The organism is Streptomyces sp. NPDC000410, assembly GCF_040300305.1.
GTDB lineage: Bacteria > Actinomycetota > Actinomycetes > Streptomycetales > Streptomycetaceae > Streptomyces.
The window spans coordinates 1-16,544 of record NZ_JBEPDM010000067.1 but is presented as its reverse complement, the minus strand read 5'-3'; the positions used below and the strand labels follow the sequence as shown (position 1 = coordinate 16,544).

The 16,544-nt window shown below is 69.7% G+C and carries 20 protein-coding genes; 16 read left to right on the top strand and 4 right to left on the bottom strand.

Annotation, left to right across the window (positions count from 1 at the left end; genetic code table 11):
- Nucleotides 1-107: 107 nt before the first annotated feature.
- Entirely contained in the window at nucleotides 108-683 is a 576-nt protein-coding gene (locus ABT342_RS34775; protein WP_351582602.1) for a DUF6328 family protein, read from the top strand.
- Nucleotides 684-701: 18 nt separating this feature from the next.
- On the opposite strand, the gene ABT342_RS34770 is transcribed toward ABT342_RS34775, so the two are convergent.
- The 3 genes from ABT342_RS34770 to ABT342_RS34760 all read right to left on the bottom strand — a co-directional run bounded on the left by ABT342_RS34770 (nucleotide 702) and on the right by ABT342_RS34760 (nucleotide 3,820).
- Entirely contained in the window at nucleotides 702-1,691 is a 990-nt protein-coding gene (locus ABT342_RS34770; RefSeq protein WP_351582600.1) for a COX15/CtaA family protein, read from the bottom strand.
- Between the two features lie 144 nt (nucleotides 1,692-1,835).
- Complete coding sequence (locus ABT342_RS34765; RefSeq protein ID WP_351582599.1) at nucleotides 1,836-2,621, bottom strand: ABC transporter permease; 786 nt, start codon at nucleotides 2,619-2,621, stop codon at nucleotides 1,836-1,838.
- Nucleotides 2,622-2,893: 272 nt separating this feature from the next.
- Nucleotides 2,894-3,820: an ABC transporter ATP-binding protein gene (locus ABT342_RS34760; protein ID WP_351582597.1), complete on the bottom strand. Its 927-nt coding sequence runs from the start codon at nucleotides 3,818-3,820 to the stop codon at nucleotides 2,894-2,896.
- Nucleotides 3,821-3,915: 95 nt separating this feature from the next.
- Here ABT342_RS34760 and ABT342_RS34755 point away from each other — a divergent pair, with 95 nt between their 5' ends.
- The 11 genes from ABT342_RS34755 to ABT342_RS34705 all read left to right on the top strand — a co-directional run bounded on the left by ABT342_RS34755 (nucleotide 3,916) and on the right by ABT342_RS34705 (nucleotide 12,420).
- Nucleotides 3,916-4,671, top strand: a complete 756-nt coding sequence (locus tag ABT342_RS34755; protein ID WP_351582595.1) for a DUF72 domain-containing protein — start codon at nucleotides 3,916-3,918, stop codon at nucleotides 4,669-4,671.
- A gap of 59 nt (nucleotides 4,672-4,730) precedes the next feature.
- Nucleotides 4,731-5,096: a YidB family protein gene (locus ABT342_RS34750; RefSeq protein WP_351582593.1), complete on the top strand. Its 366-nt coding sequence runs from the start codon at nucleotides 4,731-4,733 to the stop codon at nucleotides 5,094-5,096.
- Nucleotides 5,097-5,220: 124 nt separating this feature from the next.
- Nucleotides 5,221-5,970 (top strand): helix-turn-helix transcriptional regulator, encoded by a 750-nt coding sequence (locus ABT342_RS34745; protein WP_351582591.1) that lies wholly within the window; start codon nucleotides 5,221-5,223, stop codon nucleotides 5,968-5,970.
- The gene (gene sufB / locus ABT342_RS34740) at nucleotides 5,967-7,388 is read left to right on the top strand and encodes a Fe-S cluster assembly protein SufB (protein ID WP_351582589.1); all 1,422 of its coding nucleotides are present in this window, start codon (nucleotides 5,967-5,969) and stop codon (nucleotides 7,386-7,388) included. The genes ABT342_RS34745 and sufB overlap by 4 nt, the downstream gene beginning before the upstream one ends.
- 160 nt (nucleotides 7,389-7,548) lie before the next feature.
- Nucleotides 7,549-8,727, top strand: a complete 1,179-nt coding sequence (gene sufD / locus ABT342_RS34735; protein WP_351582587.1) for a Fe-S cluster assembly protein SufD — start codon at nucleotides 7,549-7,551, stop codon at nucleotides 8,725-8,727.
- Nucleotides 8,727-9,044, top strand: a complete 318-nt coding sequence (locus ABT342_RS34730; protein ID WP_351582586.1) for a non-heme iron oxygenase ferredoxin subunit — start codon at nucleotides 8,727-8,729, stop codon at nucleotides 9,042-9,044. The genes sufD and ABT342_RS34730 overlap by 1 nt, the downstream gene beginning before the upstream one ends.
- 7 nt (nucleotides 9,045-9,051) lie before the next feature.
- On the top strand, nucleotides 9,052-9,816 hold the full coding sequence (gene sufC / locus ABT342_RS34725; RefSeq protein ID WP_351582584.1) for a Fe-S cluster assembly ATPase SufC: 765 nt from the start codon (nucleotides 9,052-9,054) through the stop codon (nucleotides 9,814-9,816).
- Nucleotides 9,813-11,084, top strand: a complete 1,272-nt coding sequence (locus ABT342_RS34720; protein ID WP_351582583.1) for a cysteine desulfurase — start codon at nucleotides 9,813-9,815, stop codon at nucleotides 11,082-11,084. Before sufC ends, ABT342_RS34720 begins: the two co-directional genes overlap by 4 nt.
- 34 nt (nucleotides 11,085-11,118) lie before the next feature.
- The gene (sufU, locus tag ABT342_RS34715) at nucleotides 11,119-11,583 is read left to right on the top strand and encodes a Fe-S cluster assembly sulfur transfer protein SufU (protein WP_351582582.1); all 465 of its coding nucleotides are present in this window, start codon (nucleotides 11,119-11,121) and stop codon (nucleotides 11,581-11,583) included.
- Nucleotides 11,580-11,918 (top strand): metal-sulfur cluster assembly factor, encoded by a 339-nt coding sequence (locus ABT342_RS34710; RefSeq protein WP_351582580.1) that lies wholly within the window; start codon nucleotides 11,580-11,582, stop codon nucleotides 11,916-11,918. Before sufU ends, ABT342_RS34710 begins: the two co-directional genes overlap by 4 nt.
- 136 nt (nucleotides 11,919-12,054) lie before the next feature.
- On the top strand, nucleotides 12,055-12,420 hold the full coding sequence (locus ABT342_RS34705) for a VOC family protein (RefSeq protein ID WP_351582578.1): 366 nt from the start codon (nucleotides 12,055-12,057) through the stop codon (nucleotides 12,418-12,420).
- A 16-nt stretch (nucleotides 12,421-12,436) separates the two neighbouring features.
- On the opposite strand, the gene ABT342_RS34700 is transcribed toward ABT342_RS34705, so the two are convergent.
- Nucleotides 12,437-13,606, bottom strand: a complete 1,170-nt coding sequence (locus ABT342_RS34700; RefSeq protein WP_351582576.1) for a DUF7847 domain-containing protein — start codon at nucleotides 13,604-13,606, stop codon at nucleotides 12,437-12,439.
- Between the two features lie 124 nt (nucleotides 13,607-13,730).
- On the opposite strand from ABT342_RS34700, the gene ABT342_RS34695 reads away from it, so the two are divergent.
- The 4 genes from ABT342_RS34695 (at nucleotide 13,731) to ABT342_RS34680 (ending at nucleotide 16,419) form a co-directional block, all read left to right on the top strand.
- Nucleotides 13,731-14,051 carry a DMT family transporter gene (locus ABT342_RS34695; RefSeq protein WP_351582574.1) on the top strand — a complete coding sequence of 107 codons (321 nt, stop codon included), beginning with the start codon at nucleotides 13,731-13,733 and terminating at the stop codon, nucleotides 14,049-14,051.
- Nucleotides 14,051-14,593, top strand: coding sequence for a TetR/AcrR family transcriptional regulator (locus ABT342_RS34690; RefSeq protein WP_351582572.1), 543 nt, complete (start codon nucleotides 14,051-14,053; stop codon nucleotides 14,591-14,593). Before ABT342_RS34695 ends, ABT342_RS34690 begins: the two co-directional genes overlap by 1 nt.
- Nucleotides 14,594-14,687: 94 nt before the next feature.
- Complete coding sequence (locus ABT342_RS34685) at nucleotides 14,688-15,302, top strand: RNA polymerase sigma factor (protein WP_351582570.1); 615 nt, start codon at nucleotides 14,688-14,690, stop codon at nucleotides 15,300-15,302.
- Nucleotides 15,295-16,419: a hypothetical protein gene (locus ABT342_RS34680; RefSeq protein WP_351582568.1), complete on the top strand. Its 1,125-nt coding sequence runs from the start codon at nucleotides 15,295-15,297 to the stop codon at nucleotides 16,417-16,419. The genes ABT342_RS34685 and ABT342_RS34680 overlap by 8 nt, the downstream gene beginning before the upstream one ends.
- The last annotated feature ends 125 nt before the right edge of the window (nucleotides 16,420-16,544 follow it).

Sequence of the window (16,544 nt, the reverse complement as noted above, 5' to 3'; positions counted from 1 at the left end):
AGTATCGAAGTAGTTACGGCAAGTTGAATGGAATCTGAACGGCTTCCGTTTCTCTCGGCGTACGAGGCCTTGAACCGGCCTCCACCCCACCTGCGAGGAGACCGCTCATGCCCCGGAGCTACAGGAGTCCCGTCGTCGCCAGATGGTCCGCCGCGGAGCCCGTCACCCCCCTGGTCGAGCCCCTGACGCCGGTCAGGGGCTCGAAGAGCGGGGGAGCGGGCGTGCAGCCGATCGAGACCGAGACCTGCACCCAGGCGTACGCGGACATCCTTCAGGAGGTCCGGATAGCCCAGACCGCCGTGCAGTTCCTGCTCGGCTTTCTCCTCGCCGTCGCGGTGACGCCGCGATTCGCCGAATTCACGGCCGTCCATCGCGGGATCTACGTCACCGCGCTCATCTCGGCCTTCGGCGCGGTGGGGCTGCTCACGGCGCTGGTGCCCTGCCACCGGCTCATCACCGCACCCGAGTACAAGAACAGGCTCGTGCGGATCGCCGGACGGCTGGCCCTGTACGGACTGGTCCTGCTGATGCTCGCGATGACCGCCACGATCCTGCTGGTGCTCGACATGGCCCTCACGCTCACCCATGCCGGACTGATCACCGTCCTGCTGCTCAGTTGGCTGGTCAGCCTGTGGTTCGGCATGCCGCTGTGGCACCGGCTGCGCGGCACGCGGCGGCGCTGAGCGCCGGGGCCGCCGCCGTCAGGCGTTCACGACCGCCGGGTCGGGCTGCGCCGGGACCACGGCCGGTGCGAGCGGCCGCTCCCGCAGGCTCAGCGCGAGGCGCACCACCGCGATCCACATCAGCGAGGAGCCGAGCATATGGGCACCGACCAGTACCTCGGGCACGTCGGTGAAGAACTGCACATAGCCGATGGCGCCCTGCGCGAGCAGCACCAGCAGCAGATCACGTGCGCGGGCCCGGGTGTCGTCGGGGGCGTCCACGACCCGCAGGACCAGCCACATCGCCACCGCCAGCGCGCACACCAGCCAGGCCAGCGCGGCGTGCACATGGGCCGCGTCCACCCAGTCGAACGGCATCCGCGGCACCTTGCTGTCGTCACCCGCGTGCTTGCCGGAACCGGTCACCCCCGTACCCACGGTGATCAGCAGGGCCGATACCGCCGCGATCGCCCAGGACAGCTTCCGCACGGGGCGCGGAACCCGGGGCCGCGGCTCGCCGTCACCCTCGCCGGCCCGCACCCAGGTGATCGTGGCGACCGTGAGCAGCGCGTTGGCGGCGAGGAAGTGGCCGGCCACCGTCCAGGGGTTGAGGCCCGCCCACACCGTGATGCCGCCGATGACCGCGTTGCTCATCACGATCCAGAACTGCGCCCAGCCGAGCCGGGTCAGCCCGCGCCGCCACGGCTTGGTGGACCTCGCCGCGATGATCGCCCAGCCGACGGCCGCGCTGAGGACGTACGTCAGCATGCGGTTGCCGAACTCGATCGCGCCGTGGATGCCCTGCTCGGGCGTGGCGATGAGGCTGTCGTCCGTGCATTTGGGCCAGGTGTCGCAGCCGAGACCGGAACCGGTCAGCCGGACCGCGCCGCCCGTGACGATGATGAGCACGCTCATCACGACGGCGGAGAGCGCGGCGCGCCGGAGCGTGCGGGGGGAGGGCGTCCAGCGCTGGGCGATTGAGGCGAGGGGGGTCAACACGGCCCCTATCGTAGGCGGCTGCTTGTGCATCCCTTCACGAGGGGTACGAGCCGGGCGAGTGGGGCCATTCCCACGGGCTCATTCGCGGGCTCGTCCTTACGGAGCACGCCCGCGGGCTCATTCCCGGCGGACGAGAGCCGCCGCGCTCATTCCCAGCGGAGAGAGTCGCCGCGCTCATTCCCAGCGGAAGAGCGCCGCCGCCGCGCCCAGTCCCACCGCGGCCCACCCCGCGAGGATCCCGAGCGCGCCCCACGGCACCCCGGCGCCGTGCTGGAGCACGTCCCGCAGCCCGTCCGACAGCGCCGAGATCGGCAGCAGGCCGAGCACCGACTGCGCCGCGTCCGGGAACTTGTCCAGCGGCACGATCACCCCGCCGCCCACCAGCAGCAGCAGAAAGACCAGATTCGCCGCGGCGAGCGTCGCCTCCGCCTTGAGCGTCCCGGCCATCAGCAGGCCGAGCCCCGAGAACGCCGCCGTGCCGAGCAGGAGCAGCAGCAGTACGGAGACGGGACTGCCCTCGGGGGACCAGCCCAGCGCGAAGGCGATCACCGTCAGCAGCAGGATCTGGAGCACCTCGGTGACCAGCACGGACAGCGTCTTCGCGGTCATCAGGGCCCAGCGGGGCAGCGGCGAGACGCCGAGCCGCTTCAGCACCCCGTAACGGCGTTCGAAGCCGGTGGCGATGGCCTGCCCGGTGAAGGCCGTGGACATCACGGCGAGCGCGAGGACACCCGGTGCCAGGAAGTCCACGGACCTGCCGGCGCCCGTCTCGATGATGTCGACCGTCGAGAACAGGACGAGCAGGAGCGACGGGATGATCACGGTGAGCAGCAGCTGCTCGCCGTTGCGCAGCAGCATCCTGGTCTCGAGCGCGGTCTGCGCGGCGATCATCCGCCCGACGGGGGCGGCGCCCGGCTTCGGAACGTACGTAGTACTCCTGGTGCTCGTGTCGGCGCTCATCCGCGCAGCTCCTTTCCGGTCAGCTCCAGGCTGTGCTTCCCCGGGGGGCGACCCCCGGACCCCCGGCAGCCGTCGGTGTCGTCCCGCGTCATCCGCGCAGCTCCTTCCCCGTCAGCTCCAGGCTGTGCTTTCCCGGGGGGCGACCCCCGGACCCCCGGCAGCCGTCGGTGTCGTCCCGCGTCATCCGCGCAGCTCCTTCCCCGTCAGCTCCAGGCTGTGCTTTCCCGGGGGGCGACCCCCGGACCCCCGGCAGCCGTCGGTGTCGTCCCGCGTCATCCGCGCAGCTCCTTCCCCGTCAGCTCCAGGAAGACGTCCTCGAGGGTGTGCCGCTCCACCGCGATGCCGTCGGGCATCACCCCGTGCTGGGCGCACCACGTGGTGACGGTGGCGAGCAGCTGCGGGTCGACCGTGCCCGTGATCCGGTACGCGCCCGGGGTCAGCTCCGCCGCGGCCGTGCCGTCCGGGAGCGCCTTCAGGAGCGAGCCGAGGTCGAGGCCGGCCCGGCCGGTGAAGCGCAGGGTGTTCTCCGCGCCGCCGCGACAGAGCTGCTCCGGGCTGCCCTGGGCGACGACGCGGCCGGCGTCGACGATCGCGACATCGTCGGAGAGCTCTTCCGCCTCGTCCATGAAATGGGTGGTGAGGACGGTGGTCACCCCGTCCGTGCGCAGTTCGCGCACCAGGTCCCAGGTGGACCGGCGGGCCTGCGGATCGAGCCCGGCGGTCGGCTCGTCCAGGAAGACCAGCTCGGGCCGGCCGACGACGGCCATGGCGAGGGCGAGCCGCTGCTGCTGTCCCCCGGAGAGCCGCCGGTAGGTCGTACGGCCGCAGGAGCCGAGGCCGAGCCGCTCGATCAGGGCGTCCACGTCGAGCGGGTGCGCGTACAGCTTGGCCATGTGGCGGAGCATCTCGTCGGCCCGGGCCCCTGAGTAGACGCCGCCGGACTGGAGCATCACGCCTATCCGGGGGCGCAGCCGGGCGGCGTCGGCGACCGGGTCGAGGCCGAGCACGCGGACGCTGCCGGAGTCGGCCCGGCGGTAGCCCTCGCAGGTCTCGATCGTGGTCGTCTTGCCGGCCCCGTTGGGGCCCAGGACGGCGGTCACCGTGCCGGCGCGGACGTCGAGGTCGAGCCCGTCCACCGCGGCCTTGGCTCCGTACCGCTTGACCAGGCCTCGTACCTGGACGACGGGCTCGTTGCTCATGCGGGAAGTCTAAGGAGCCGCAGGGGGTACTCCGGCCGGGGGGCCGCCTCACCCGGCCGGGTGAGCGCTCCGGCATCGCGGGGAAGGGTCATGATATGTGCGTGCATGTCGGTACCTCTGGATGGCAGTACAAGGACTGGCGCGGCGTCCTTTACCCCGAGGACCGCCCCCAGCGGCTCTGGCTGGAGGAGTACGCACGCCACTTCGCGACCGTCGAGAACAACAACGCCTTCTACCGGCTGCCCGAACGTGCGACCTTCGCCGACTGGCGCGACCGTACCCCCGAGGGATTCCTCATGGCGGTCAAGGCCAGCCGCTACCTCACCCACATCAAGCGGCTCCGCGACCCCGAGGAGCCCGTCCACCGGCTCATGGAGCACGCCGAGGGGCTCGGCGAGCGGCTCGGTCCGGTGCTGCTCCAGCTGCCGCCCACGCTCCGCGCCGACCCCGGGCTCCTGGACGCGGCTCTCGCCTGTTTTCCCCGCGGCGTACGCGTGGCCGTGGAGCCGCGGCACGAGTCGTGGTGGACGGACGAGGTCAGGGACGTACTGGAGCGGCGCGGTGCCGCCCTGTGCTGGGCCGACAGCGGTTCCCGGCCGGTGACGCCGCTGTGGCGGACGGCCGACTGGGGGTACGTGCGGTTCCACGAGGGCCGGGCCGAGCCCTGGCCCGGCTACGGGCGCGCGGCGCTGGCCGCCTGGGTCGGGCGTATCGCCGACGCGTTCCCCGACCGGGCCGACGTCTTCGCGTACTTCAACAACGATCCGGGTGGGGCGGCCGTCCGCGACGCCGTCGCCTTCGCGCGTCAGGCGGCGTCGCGCGGGCGCGCGGTGACCCGCACATGCGCGTGACCGTACGCGGTGGAACGCTGGACGGGAAGCATGCTCCGGACCTCGGAAAGGCGACAGCCATGGCGGACAACGACCTGGAACGTCTCCTCGGTGACGCGCCCGGCCAGACGGGCAAGCTGCTCGGTTCGCTGCTGCGTGAGGTGGGCGACAGTGGACAGGGCGGCGGAAACCCCCTCCAGGGGCTGGTCAACGAGCTGAACGAGGGCGGTCTGGCGGCCAAGGTGCGGTCCTGGATCGGCACGGGCGAGAACGAGCCCATCAGTGGCGCGGAGCTCGCGCAGGCCGTGCCGTACCAGGTGCTCGACCGGATCGCGCAGGAGGCCGGTGTCTCCCCCGAACAGGCCGCTGACCAGCTCGCCGACGCCCTCCCGCAGACCGTCGACAAGCTCACTCCGCAGGGCGAGGTACCCCAGGGTCTGCTCTAGGTTCCGGCCGGTCGAACTGATCATTCCCGCAGGTCAGGTTAGGTTTCCCTAAGTGATGCACGGCACCGTTCGCCCGTTCGGGAGCGGCTTGTCAGGCTCCGAGGAATTACGCAACAATGGTGTTGTGAAAAACGTTGGCGAGGCCCCTCAGGAGGAACTCGCGACCGGGGAGCGCTCGACGCGCAACCGGGTCGCGCGGTCCATCCTGGACCACGGCCCGTCCACCGTCGCCGACCTCGCGACCCGCCTCGGGCTCACCCAGGCCGCCGTCCGCCGCCATCTCGACGCGCTCGTGGCCGACGACGTCGTCGCCGCCCGCGATCAGCGTGTGTACGGCGCGCGTACGCGCGGGCGTCCCGCCAAGGTGTTCGCCCTCACCGACGGAGGCCGGGACGCGTTCGAGCAGTCGTACGACAAGCTCGCCGTCGACGCCCTGAGCTGGATCGAGCAGCATGCGGGGGAGGCGGCCGTCGCCGCGTTCGCCCGCGACCGGCTCGAAGCCCAGGCGGTGGCGTACCGCGAGGCCGTCGAGGCAGCGGATCCCGAGGACCGGACCGAGGCCCTGGCCAAGGCGCTGAGCGCCGACGGGTACGCTGCTACGGCCAAAAACGCCCCGGTCGGCGAGCAGCTGTGCCAGCACCACTGCCCGGTCGCCCACGCGGCGGAGCGATACCCGCAGCTGTGCGAGGCGGAGACCGAGATCTTCTCCCGCCTGCTCGGGACGCATGTGCAGCGGCTTGCCACCATCGCCCACGGCGACGGGGTGTGCACGACCTTCATCCCGAAGGCCGGCCACGCGGACGGCAGCGCCGACGAGACCACCAAGACCGATTCATCAGCATCTGCAAGCACGGCCGGGAGGAACCCCGCATGACTCTCCCCACGGAGACTGCCCACCCTGAGCTCGAGGGTCTGGGCAAGTACGAATACGGCTGGGCCGACTCAGACGCCGCCGGAGCCGCTGCCAAGCGCGGTCTTTCGGAGGATGTCGTCCGCGACATCTCCGGGAAGAAGAACGAGCCGGAGTGGATGCTGAAGCTGCGTCTGAAGGGTCTGCGGCTGTTCGACAAGAAGCCCATGCCGACCTGGGGATCCGACCTCTCCGGCATCGACTTCGACAACATCAAGTACTTCGTGCGGTCGACCGAGAAGCAGGCGGAGTCCTGGGAGGACCTGCCCGAGGACATCAAGAACACGTACGACAAGCTCGGCATCCCGGAGGCGGAGAAGCAGCGCCTCGTCGCCGGTGTCGCGGCCCAGTACGAGTCCGAGGTCGTCTACCACCAGATCCGTGAGGACCTGGAGGAGCAGGGCGTCATCTTCCTGGACACCGACACCGCGCTCAAGGAGCACCCGGAGCTCTTCAAGGAGTACTTCGGCACGGTCATCCCGGTCGGTGACAACAAGTTCGCCTCGCTGAACACCGCGGTGTGGTCCGGCGGCTCCTTCATCTACGTCCCCAAGGGCGTGCACGTCGAGATCCCGCTCCAGGCCTACTTCCGTATCAACACGGAGAACATGGGCCAGTTCGAGCGGACGCTGATCATCGTCGACGAGGACGCCTACGTCCACTACGTCGAGGGCTGTACCGCCCCGATCTACTCCTCGGACTCCCTGCACAGCGCCGTGGTCGAGATCATCGTCAAGAAGGGCGCCCGCTGCCGTTACACGACCATCCAGAACTGGTCGAACAACGTCTACAACCTGGTCACCAAGCGCGCCGTGGCGTACGAGGGCGCGACCATGGAGTGGATCGACGGCAACATCGGCTCCAAGGTCACGATGAAGTACCCCGCCGTCTACCTGATGGGCGAGCACGCCAAGGGCGAGACGCTCTCCATCGCCTTCGCCGGCGAGGGCCAGCACCAGGACGCCGGCGCCAAGATGGTCCACATGGCGCCGAACACCTCGTCGAACATCGTCTCCAAGTCGGTGGCGCGCGGCGGCGGCCGTACGTCCTACCGCGGTCTCATCGAGATCGGCGAGGGCGCCCCGGGTGCGAAGTCCAACGTGCTCTGTGACGCTCTGCTCGTCGACACGATCTCCCGCTCCGACACGTACCCGTACGTCGACGTCCGCGAGGACGATGTCTCGATGGGTCACGAGGCGACCGTCTCCAAGGTCTCCGAGGACCAGCTCTTCTACCTGATGAGCCGCGGTATGACGGAGTTCGAGGCAATGGCGACGATCGTGCGCGGCTTCGTCGAGCCGATCGCCAAGGAGCTGCCCATGGAGTACGCCCTGGAGCTCAACCGGCTGATCGAGCTGCAGATGGAAGGCGCGGTGGGCTAAGCCCCACCGGCCCCTACCTCGTCCATCGGGCTCATCATCCGAGCCCAGTGAGCGAACCGTACGGGCGACCCGGCCGCAGCCGGAGCCACCGGCTCCGGCGGGCGGCGGCGCCCGACGGTGAGCGAACGCACCGAAGCAGAAAGCGAGCACGACGACAGCCATGGCTGAGGCTCAGAACATTCCGGTGGGGTCCACCACCGCCGGGTCCATCGCGGTGGCCGCCGAGTCCACCGTCGCCACCCGTATGAGCGCGCCCCCGTCCTTCGACGTGGCGGACTTCCCGGTCCCCCACGGGCGTGAGGAGGAGTGGCGGTTCACCCCGCTGGAGCGGCTGAAGGGCCTGCACGACGGCACCGCCAAGGCCGACGGCTCGATGAAGGCCGAGGTGAACGCGCCGGACGGCGTCACCGTCCAGGCCGTCGGCCGGGACGACGCGCGGCTCGGCAAGGCCGGCACGCCCGTCGACCGCGTCGCGGCCCAGGCGTACTCCTCCTTCGAGAAGGCCACCGTCATCTCCGTGCCCAAGGAGACGGTCCTGACCGAGCCGGTGCGGGTCTCCCTGCACGGCGAGGGCGGCACCACCTTCGGCCACACGGTCTTCGAGATCGGCGCCTTCGCCGAGGTCGTCATCGTGATCGACCACACCGGCGACGCCGTGCGCGCCGCCAACGTGGACTTCCTGATCGGTGACGGCGCCAAGGTCACGTTCGTCTCCGTGCAGGACTGGGACGACACCACGGTCCACTGCTCGCAGCACAACGCGCTCGTCGGCCGGGACGCCTCCTTCAAGTCCGTCGTCGTCACCTTCGGCGGCGACGTCGTCCGCATCCACCCGCGAGTGCAGTACGCGGGCACGGGCGGCGAGGCCGAGCTGCTCGGCCTGTACTTCACGGACGCCGGCCAGCACCAGGAGCACCGCCTCCTGGTCACCCACAATGTGCCGCACTGCAAGTCGAACGTCGCCTACAAGGGCGCGCTCCAGGGCGACAACGCGCACGCCGTGTGGATCGGTGACGTCCTCATCGAGGCCGCGGCCGAGGGCACGGACACGTACGAGCTGAACCGCAACCTCGTCCTCACGGACGGCGCGCGTGTCGACTCCGTACCGAACCTGGAGATCGAGACCGGCGAGATCGTCGGCGCCGGTCACGCCTCCGCCACCGGCCGCTTCGACGACGAGCAGCTGTTCTACCTGATGGCCCGCGGCATCCCGCAGACCGAGGCCCGCCGCCTCGTCGTCCGCGGCTTCTTCGCCGAACTGGTCCAGCAGATCGGTGTGCCGGACGTCGAGGAGCGCCTCCTGGCCAAGATCGAGGCCGAGCTGGAGGCGTCCGTCTGATGGCCTTCGTCCGAGCCTGTGGGCTGAGCGAGCTGGAGGAGGACACCCCGAAGCGGGTGGAACTCGACGGCACGCCGGTCTCCCTCGTCCGTACCGAGGGCGAGGTGTTCGCGATCCACGACATCTGCTCGCACGCGAACGTCTCCCTCTCCGAGGGCGAGGTGGAGGACTGTCAGATCGAGTGCTGGCTGCACGGCTCCAGCTTCGACCTCCGCACCGGCAAGCCGTCCGGCCTTCCCGCGACGCGCCCCGTCCCCGTATACCCCGTCAAGATCGAAGGGGACGATGTGCTCGTCTCCGTCACCCAGGAGTCCTGAGTCACCCATGGCAACGCTTGAAATCCGCGACCTGCACGTCTCCGTCGAGGCCGAGACCGGCCCCCGGGAGATCCTCAAGGGCGTCGACCTGACCGTGAAGCAGGGCGAGACCCACGCCATCATGGGCCCCAACGGCTCCGGCAAGTCGACCCTCGCCTACTCCCTCGCGGGCCACCCCAAGTACACGATCACCAGTGGCACCGTGACCCTGGACGGCGAGGACGTCCTGGAGATGTCCGTCGACGAGCGCGCCCGCGCCGGCGTCTTCCTCGCCATGCAGTACCCGGTCGAGGTCCCCGGTGTCTCGGTCTCCAACTTCCTGCGCACCTCCGCCACCGCCATCCGCGGCGAGGCCCCCAAGCTGCGCACCTGGGTGAAGGAGGTCAAGGAGGCCATGGAGCGTCTCCAGATGGACCCCGCCTTCGCCGAGCGCAACGTCAACGAGGGCTTCTCCGGCGGTGAGAAGAAGCGCCACGAGATCCTTCAGCTGGAGCTCCTCAAGCCGAAGATCGCGATCCTCGACGAGACCGACTCCGGCCTGGACGTCGACGCCCTGCGCACCGTCTCCGAGGGCGTCAACCGGGTCCGTGAGACCGGCGAGGTCGGCACCCTGCTGATCACGCACTACACGCGCATCCTGCGCTACATCAAGCCCGACTTCGTCCACGTCTTCGCGAACGGACGGATCGCCGAGTCCGGCGGCGCCGAGCTCGCCGACAAGCTCGAGGCCGAGGGCTACGAGGCATACACGAAGGGTGGCGTATCCGCGTGACACAGCTGCCGGGCCTCCTCGCCGCGGCACAGGAGTTCGGCGAGGCCCACCGTAAGGACTTCCCGATCCTGGACCGTGTCCTGCACGACGGGCGCAAGCTCGTCTACCTGGACAACGCCGCGACGTCCCAGACGCCGCGCCAGGTGCTCGACGTGCTCAACGAGTACTACGAGCAGCACAACGCCAACGTCCACCGCGGTGTGCATGTGCTCGCCGAGGAGGCCACGGCGCTGTACGAGGGCGCACGCGACAAGGTCGCCGCCTTCATCAACGCACCGAGCCGCGACGAAGTGATCTTCACGAAGAACGCTTCGGAGTCGCTCAACCTCGTGGCGAACATGCTGGGCTGGGCCGACGAGCCCTACCGGGTGGACCGCGAGACCGAGATAGTCATCACGGAGATGGAGCACCACTCCAACATCGTGCCGTGGCAGCTGCTGGCGCAGCGCACCGGAGCGAAGCTGAAGTGGTTCGGCCTGACCGACGACGGCCGTCTCGACCTCTCCAACATCGAAGAGGTCATCACCGAGAAGACGAAGATCGTCTCCTTCGTGCTGGTCTCCAACATCCTGGGCACGCTCAACCCGGTCGAGCAGATCGTCCGCCGGGCGCAGGAGGTCGGCGCGCTCGTCCTCATCGACGCCTCGCAGGCCGCCCCGCACATGCCGCTGGACGTGCAGGCGCTCCAGGCCGACTTCGTGGCCTTCACCGGCCACAAGATGTGCGGACCGACCGGTATCGGCGTGCTCTGGGGCCGCCAGGAGCTGCTGGAGGACCTCCCGCCGTTCCTCGGCGGCGGCGAGATGATCGAGACCGTGTCGATGCACTCGTCGACGTACGCGCCGGCGCCGCACAAGTTCGAGGCCGGTACGCCCCCGATCGCCCAGGCCGTCGGCCTCGGCGCGGCCGTGGACTACCTCACCTCGATCGGCATGGACCAGATCGCGCAGCACGAGCACACGATCACCGAGTACGCGGTGCGCCGTCTCCAGGAGATCCCCGACCTGCGGATCATCGGCCCGGTGACGGGCGAGGACCGGGGTGCGGCGATCTCCTTCACCCTCGGCGACATCCACCCGCACGACGTCGGCCAGGTCCTCGACGAGCAGGGCATCGCGGTCCGGGTCGGCCACCACTGCGCGCGGCCGGTCTGCCTGCGGTACGGAATTCCCGCGACCACGCGAGCGTCGTTCTATCTGTACTCCACGCCGAGCGAGGTCGACGCCTTGGTCGATGGCCTGGAGCACGTCCGTAATTTCTTCGGCTGAGGACTCTTCGGATGAGGACGCGAGGTCAATCGCTGTGAAGCTTGATTCGATGTACCAGGACGTCATCCTGGACCACTACAAGCACCCGCACGGGCGGGGCTTGCGGGACGGCGACGCCGAGGTGCACCACGTCAATCCGACCTGCGGCGACGAGATCACACTCCGTGTGAAGTACGACGGCTCGCGCATAGAGGACGTCTCCTACGAGGGCCAGGGCTGCTCCATCAGCCAGGCCTCCGCCTCCGTGCTGAACGAGCTCCTCGTCGGCAAGGAGCTGGCGGAAGCGCAGAAGATCCAGGCGACCTTCCTGGAGCTGATGCAGTCCAAGGGCAAGATCGAGCCCGACGACGCGATGGAGGAGGTGCTGGAGGACGCGGTCGCGTTCGCCGGTGTCTCGAAGTATCCGGCACGAGTGAAGTGTGCCCTGCTGAGCTGGATGGCGTGGAAGGACGCGACCGCCCAGGCCCTGGGCGATGGCGCCGAAAGGAAGACGGCATGACCGAGAACGAGACCGTAGCGATGAAGCCCGCCTCCGAGGAGGAGGTCCGCGAGGCGCTGTACGACGTCGTCGACCCCGAGCTGGGTATCGACGTGGTCAACCTCGGCCTGATCTACGGCATCCACATCGACGACTCAAATGTCGCGACGCTGGACATGACGCTGACGTCGGCGGCCTGCCCGCTGACCGATGTGATCGAGGACCAGGCGAAGTCGGCGACCGACGGGATCGTCAGTGAGCTGAAGATCAACTGGGTCTGGATGCCGCCGTGGGGCCCGGACAAGATCACGGACGACGGGCGCGAGCAGCTGCGCGCACTCGGCTTCAACGTCTGATCCGCTTCGACGTCTGAACCGATTCGGAGTCTGAACTGATCCGGTGTCATCCGGCGCCGCGCGATTTCGACTCCGCGTCATCCGGCGCCGCGTCGTAGTGAGTGAACAGCCATGCCCGCCAGGCACACTGGCGGGCATGGCTGTTCGCATGTATCACCTCATCGTCGACGCGCACGACATGCCCGCCCAGGCCCGCTTCTGGTGTCGGGTGCTCGACTGGAAGGTGCTCCTCGAGGCCGATGACGTCGTCGTCATCGGCGCCGACGAGACCACCATGCCGGGGATGTGCTTCGTGCCCGTGCCGGAGAGAAAGACCGTCAAGAACCGGCTGCACATCGATCTGGCACCGGACGACCAGGCCGCCGAGGTCGAGCGGATCATCGCGCTCGGCGCCCGGCGGGCCGACGTCGGTCAGGGGGACGAGGCCGACTGGGTCGTGCTGGCCGATCCCGAGGGCAACGAGTTCTGCGTGCTGAGCCCGAAGGCGTCGCTCATCGACTGAGCGGCGGGCCGGGTGGCTACTGGCCCGGCTGGTACGGGCCGGGCGGGTACTGGCCCTGCGGGTAGGGGCCGGGCGGCATCGGGGCCACGGGCGCCATCGGCACTCCCGCCGCCTCGGCGAGCCCCGGGGCCAGGTTCTCCCTGCGGATGCGCTGGTCGACGTACAACAGGCCGACCACCAGCTGCGGGTAGGCCGACGTGACGATCTGGGCGAGCAGCTGGGCCACCATGCCGAAGACGAGGAAGCCGCCCACCGCGACGAGGAAGCCGGCGACGTCCGGGTCGTCGCGGACGCCCGAGCTGCTGAGAGCCCCGGGAACCATGCCGATGAAGCTCACGAGCTGCTGCACCACCATGCTCACGACCATGGCGAGCACATAGACCAGCAGCGAGATGCCGAAGATCCGCCACCAGTCGCCACGCACCAGCGCGGACGAACGGCGCATCGCCTGGATCGGCCCCTGTTCCTCGAAGACCGCGACGACCGGGGCGAAGCTGAACTTCACCCAGAGCCAGACCGCGACCGGGCCGGTGACCAGGGCGCCGAGGAAGCCCAGCAGGGCGACCGTGCCGGCGCCGTCGTTCTCCTCGAAGGGGAGGACGGCGATGAGGCCGGCCACGAAGCCCACCATCATCAGAACCACCGGGACCATGCTGATGAGCGCGGTCAGGAGAATCGTCCCGAGCACCGGGAAGACCCGGGCCGACGCACGGCGCCAGACGGGGCCGAACGTGGTCGGCCGGCCGAGGACGGAGTCCTGGAGGAGTACGGCGACGCTCGCCTGGAGCATCGCCGTCGCAAGCAGCATGGTCACCATGGCGAGCAGCCACACGAAGATGAACGCGATGATCAGTGGCCCGCCCACGTCCCAGCTCGGGGCCGTCTCGTCGGAACTGTCGATAAAGATGTGGAACTCGCTCTCGACGGCCGCGTACGCGACGGCGAGCGCGATGACGACGATCAGGGCGGCGGTCGCGTACACCGCCAGGGCTATGCCGAACAGCTGCTTCCAGTAGCGGCCGATCGTCGCGAAGCTGCCACCCATGATGTCGCCGAGGCCGAGCGGCCGCAGCGGGATCACCCCGGGCTTCGGTGGCGGGGGCGGCGCCCAGCCGCCCCATCCCGGCGCGCCGCCGTACGGTCCCGGCGCCCCGCCGTGCGGTCCCCACCCCATGTTGTCCGACATCCGCCCCGCTCCTGTGTCTCGTTTGCGTCCCCACCTGATCGGGACACGGTATCCGGCCGATCCGGTTGACTGGACATGCCAAGGATGTGTACAGGCGTACGCATCACTGTGTACGCTCGTACACATGGGATACGGACTCCTGGCAGCGGCCATAGCGGCGGAGGTGGCCGGCACCACGGCCATGAAGTACAGCGAGGGCTTCACCCGGCTGTGGCCGTCGCTGTTCACCGTCACGGGCTATGTGATCGCCTTCGCGCTGCTGGCACAGACGCTCAAGACACTCTCGGTCGGGACGGCCTACGCGATCTGGGCGGGCGTCGGGACCGCCGCCGTCGCCGCGATCGGCATGCTCTTCCTGGACGAGTCGGCGAGCCCGGCGAAGCTCGCGGGCATCGCCTTGGTGATCGCCGGAGTCGTCGTGCTCAACCTCGGCGGGGCGCACTGATGGCCCGCGGCCGGCGATACGACCCCGAGCGGCGGCAACGCATCATCGACGCGGCCATCCGGGTCATCGCACGCGCCGGCATCGCGGGCCTCAGCCACCGCACGGTCGCAGCCGAGGCGGATGTGCCGCTCGGCTCGACGACCTACCACTTCGCCTCACTGGACGAGCTGCTGGTCGCCGCCCTCCGGCAGGCGAACGAGGGTTTCGCCGCGGCGGTCCGGGAAAGCGGCGCGCTCGCCGATCCCGACCAGGATCTGGCCGCGGAGCTCGCCCGGCTGATGGGGGAGTGGCTCGGTGGTGAACGAACAGGAGTGGAGCTGGAGTACGAGCTCTACCTCGCGGCCCTGCGCCGCGCCGCCCTGCGCCCGGTCGCCGCGGAGTGGACCGAAGGCGTCACCGGGGTCCTCTCCCGCCGTACCGACCCGGTCACGGCGCGGGCGCTGGTTGCGCTGATGGACGGCATCTGTCTGCAGGTGCTGCTGACGGACGCGGCCTACGACGAGCGGTACGCGCGGGAGATGCTGGGCCGGCTCATCCCGTGACCCGACCGTACTGACCGTAAACCTGACCGTGAACCCGATCGGCGCGTCCGGGCAACAAGGGGTGTAACCGCCGGACAGCAGATACGGAGACCACGTGATCGGCCCACCCGCCGACACCGGTGACGACGCGTCAGTCGTCGCCGCGTCACTGGAGCAGCCCGAGCTCTTCGCGGAGCTCTACAACCGGCACGCCCCGGACATCCACCGCTACGTCGCGCGCCGCCTCGGCGACGGCGTGGCCGACGACATCACCGCCGAGACCTTCCTGATCGCCTTCAGGACACGACGGCGGTACGACACCACGCGCCCGAGCAGCAGGCCCTGGCTGTACGGAATCGCCGCCAACCTCATCGGAAGGCAGCGCCGCACCGAATTACGGGCCCTGAGGGCACTGGCCCGCACCGGCCACGACCCGGTCGCCGAGTCCTGGGCGGACCGGGCCGACGACCGCGTCGCAGCCCAGGCCGTGCAGGCCCCGCTGGCAGCGGCCCTGGCCCGGCTCTCGGCGGGCGACCGCCATGTGCTGCTGCTGATCGCCTGGGAGGACTTCAGCTACCAGGAGGTCGCCGAGGCCCTGTCCATCCCGATCGGGACGGTCCGGTCCCGGCTCAACCGCGCCCGGCGCAAGGTACGCGCGGAGCTGGGCGACACCGATCCCACACTCGAGCAAGTGATGCCCCAGCCGCTGGAGGCGGTCAGCAATGGATGAGATGACGAACCTGCGGGCGATGCGCGACGACGCCCCGATCCCGTCCCGCGCCCGCCTGGCCCCGGGCCGCCGGCGCCTGCTCGACGCCGCGACGGCGGCCCGCGAGCCGAGCCGGCTGGGCCGGCTGAACTGGAAGGTGATCGCCCCGGCCGGTGCGGCGGCTCTGACGGTCGCGGCGATCCTGGCCACCCAGGCCGTGCCGGGAGGACAGCCCACGCAGGAGCCGCGGCTGTCGGACGCGGCGGCATTTCTGGAGACGGCGGCGGTCGAGGTCGAGCGGACGGCCAAGAGTGCGCCCGCACCGCGGCTCGCGCCCGGCCAGTGGGCCTACGTGAGTCTGGTGGACTACACCCCCACGAAGCGGCTGCCCCCCGGCGCCAAGCCGTTGCTGTCGAAGGACTGCGCCGGGACCGTCGACGGCATCGACACCAAGAAGTTCCGGCAAGGCGGACACCAGGAGACCTGGCGCAAGGGCGACGGAACCAAGTCGGCGGGGATGCTCCACTTCGGGGGCAAGTGCGGCAAGATGACATTCCACACCCTGGGGCCGGGGGGCAAGTCGCTCTCGTACTACTACGACTTCGCGGCACGCCCGCACAAGCCGGAGAAGCTGCTGGACGACATGACGAAGGCGGGAATCGGCAACCCCGACCGTGGCAGCGACACGGCGGAGGACTTCAGGACCATCTCGACCCTCCTGATGATGCCGCTCAAGGCGTCCCCGGAGTTCACCGCGACCGTCTACCGGGCGCTGGCCCTGATCCCCGGCGTCACGGTGTCCGAGGAGGAGCGGAGCGTACTGGGCCGGCCGGTGAGCGTCATCGCCTACACAGGGGGTGAGTACGGCGCCGAGGGCAAGTACAAGGTGCGGCAGGACCTGCTCCTGGACCCGAAGACGTACCGCTTGCTCGGCACCCGCGAAGTCTCCACCGCCGATCACGTCTTCAAGGACGGATCACGTCTCAAGGAGGGCGAAGTGCTGGGCTACACGTTCAAGCAGGATGTCGAGATCGTCGACAAGCCCGGCCAGAAGAACCCCGGCCTCGTCCGTCAGGCGGGCCGCCCCATCCCGGCCGACCACGCGCCGGCGGAGGCACCGGGGCCGACCGCACCCTGAGACCGGTTCGCCCCCGGCCCACCCCATCCCGGACGCTGTTGGTTAATGCGGGTTGTGTTGCTTCGCCCCGTCGAGTTGCTCGGCGGGGTGAAGCCTTGCGAAGTGGCTGGTGCGGGTGCGGGCCC

Bases quoted from the DNA above. Each gene is read 5' to 3' on its own strand.
- ABT342_RS34755 (WP_351582595.1), top strand. From the start codon at position 3,916: ATGTGCGTGCATGTCGGTACCTCTGGATGGCAGTACAAGGACTGGCGC.
- ABT342_RS34690 (WP_351582572.1), top strand. From the start codon at position 14,051: ATGGCCCGCGGCCGGCGATACGACCCCGAGCGGCGGCAACGCATCATC.
- ABT342_RS34775 (WP_351582602.1), top strand. From the start codon at position 108: ATGCCCCGGAGCTACAGGAGTCCCGTCGTCGCCAGATGGTCCGCCGCG.
- ABT342_RS34770 (WP_351582600.1), bottom strand. From the start codon at position 1,691: ATGCACAAGCAGCCGCCTACGATAGGGGCCGTGTTGACCCCCCTCGCC.
- ABT342_RS34695 (WP_351582574.1), top strand. From the start codon at position 13,731: ATGGGATACGGACTCCTGGCAGCGGCCATAGCGGCGGAGGTGGCCGGC.
- sufD (WP_351582587.1), top strand. From the start codon at position 7,549: ATGGCTGAGGCTCAGAACATTCCGGTGGGGTCCACCACCGCCGGGTCC.
- ABT342_RS34680 (WP_351582568.1), top strand. From the start codon at position 15,295: ATGGATGAGATGACGAACCTGCGGGCGATGCGCGACGACGCCCCGATC.
- ABT342_RS34700 (WP_351582576.1), bottom strand. From the start codon at position 13,606: ATGTCGGACAACATGGGGTGGGGACCGCACGGCGGGGCGCCGGGACCG.
- ABT342_RS34730 (WP_351582586.1), top strand. From the start codon at position 8,727: ATGGCCTTCGTCCGAGCCTGTGGGCTGAGCGAGCTGGAGGAGGACACC.
- sufB (WP_351582589.1), top strand. From the start codon at position 5,967: ATGACTCTCCCCACGGAGACTGCCCACCCTGAGCTCGAGGGTCTGGGC.
- ABT342_RS34750 (WP_351582593.1), top strand. From the start codon at position 4,731: ATGGCGGACAACGACCTGGAACGTCTCCTCGGTGACGCGCCCGGCCAG.
- ABT342_RS34705 (WP_351582578.1), top strand. From the start codon at position 12,055: ATGGCTGTTCGCATGTATCACCTCATCGTCGACGCGCACGACATGCCC.
- ABT342_RS34765 (WP_351582599.1), bottom strand. From the start codon at position 2,621: ATGAGCGCCGACACGAGCACCAGGAGTACTACGTACGTTCCGAAGCCG.
- sufC (WP_351582584.1), top strand. From the start codon at position 9,052: ATGGCAACGCTTGAAATCCGCGACCTGCACGTCTCCGTCGAGGCCGAG.
- ABT342_RS34710 (WP_351582580.1), top strand. From the start codon at position 11,580: ATGACCGAGAACGAGACCGTAGCGATGAAGCCCGCCTCCGAGGAGGAG.
- ABT342_RS34760 (WP_351582597.1), bottom strand. From the start codon at position 3,820: ATGAGCAACGAGCCCGTCGTCCAGGTACGAGGCCTGGTCAAGCGGTAC.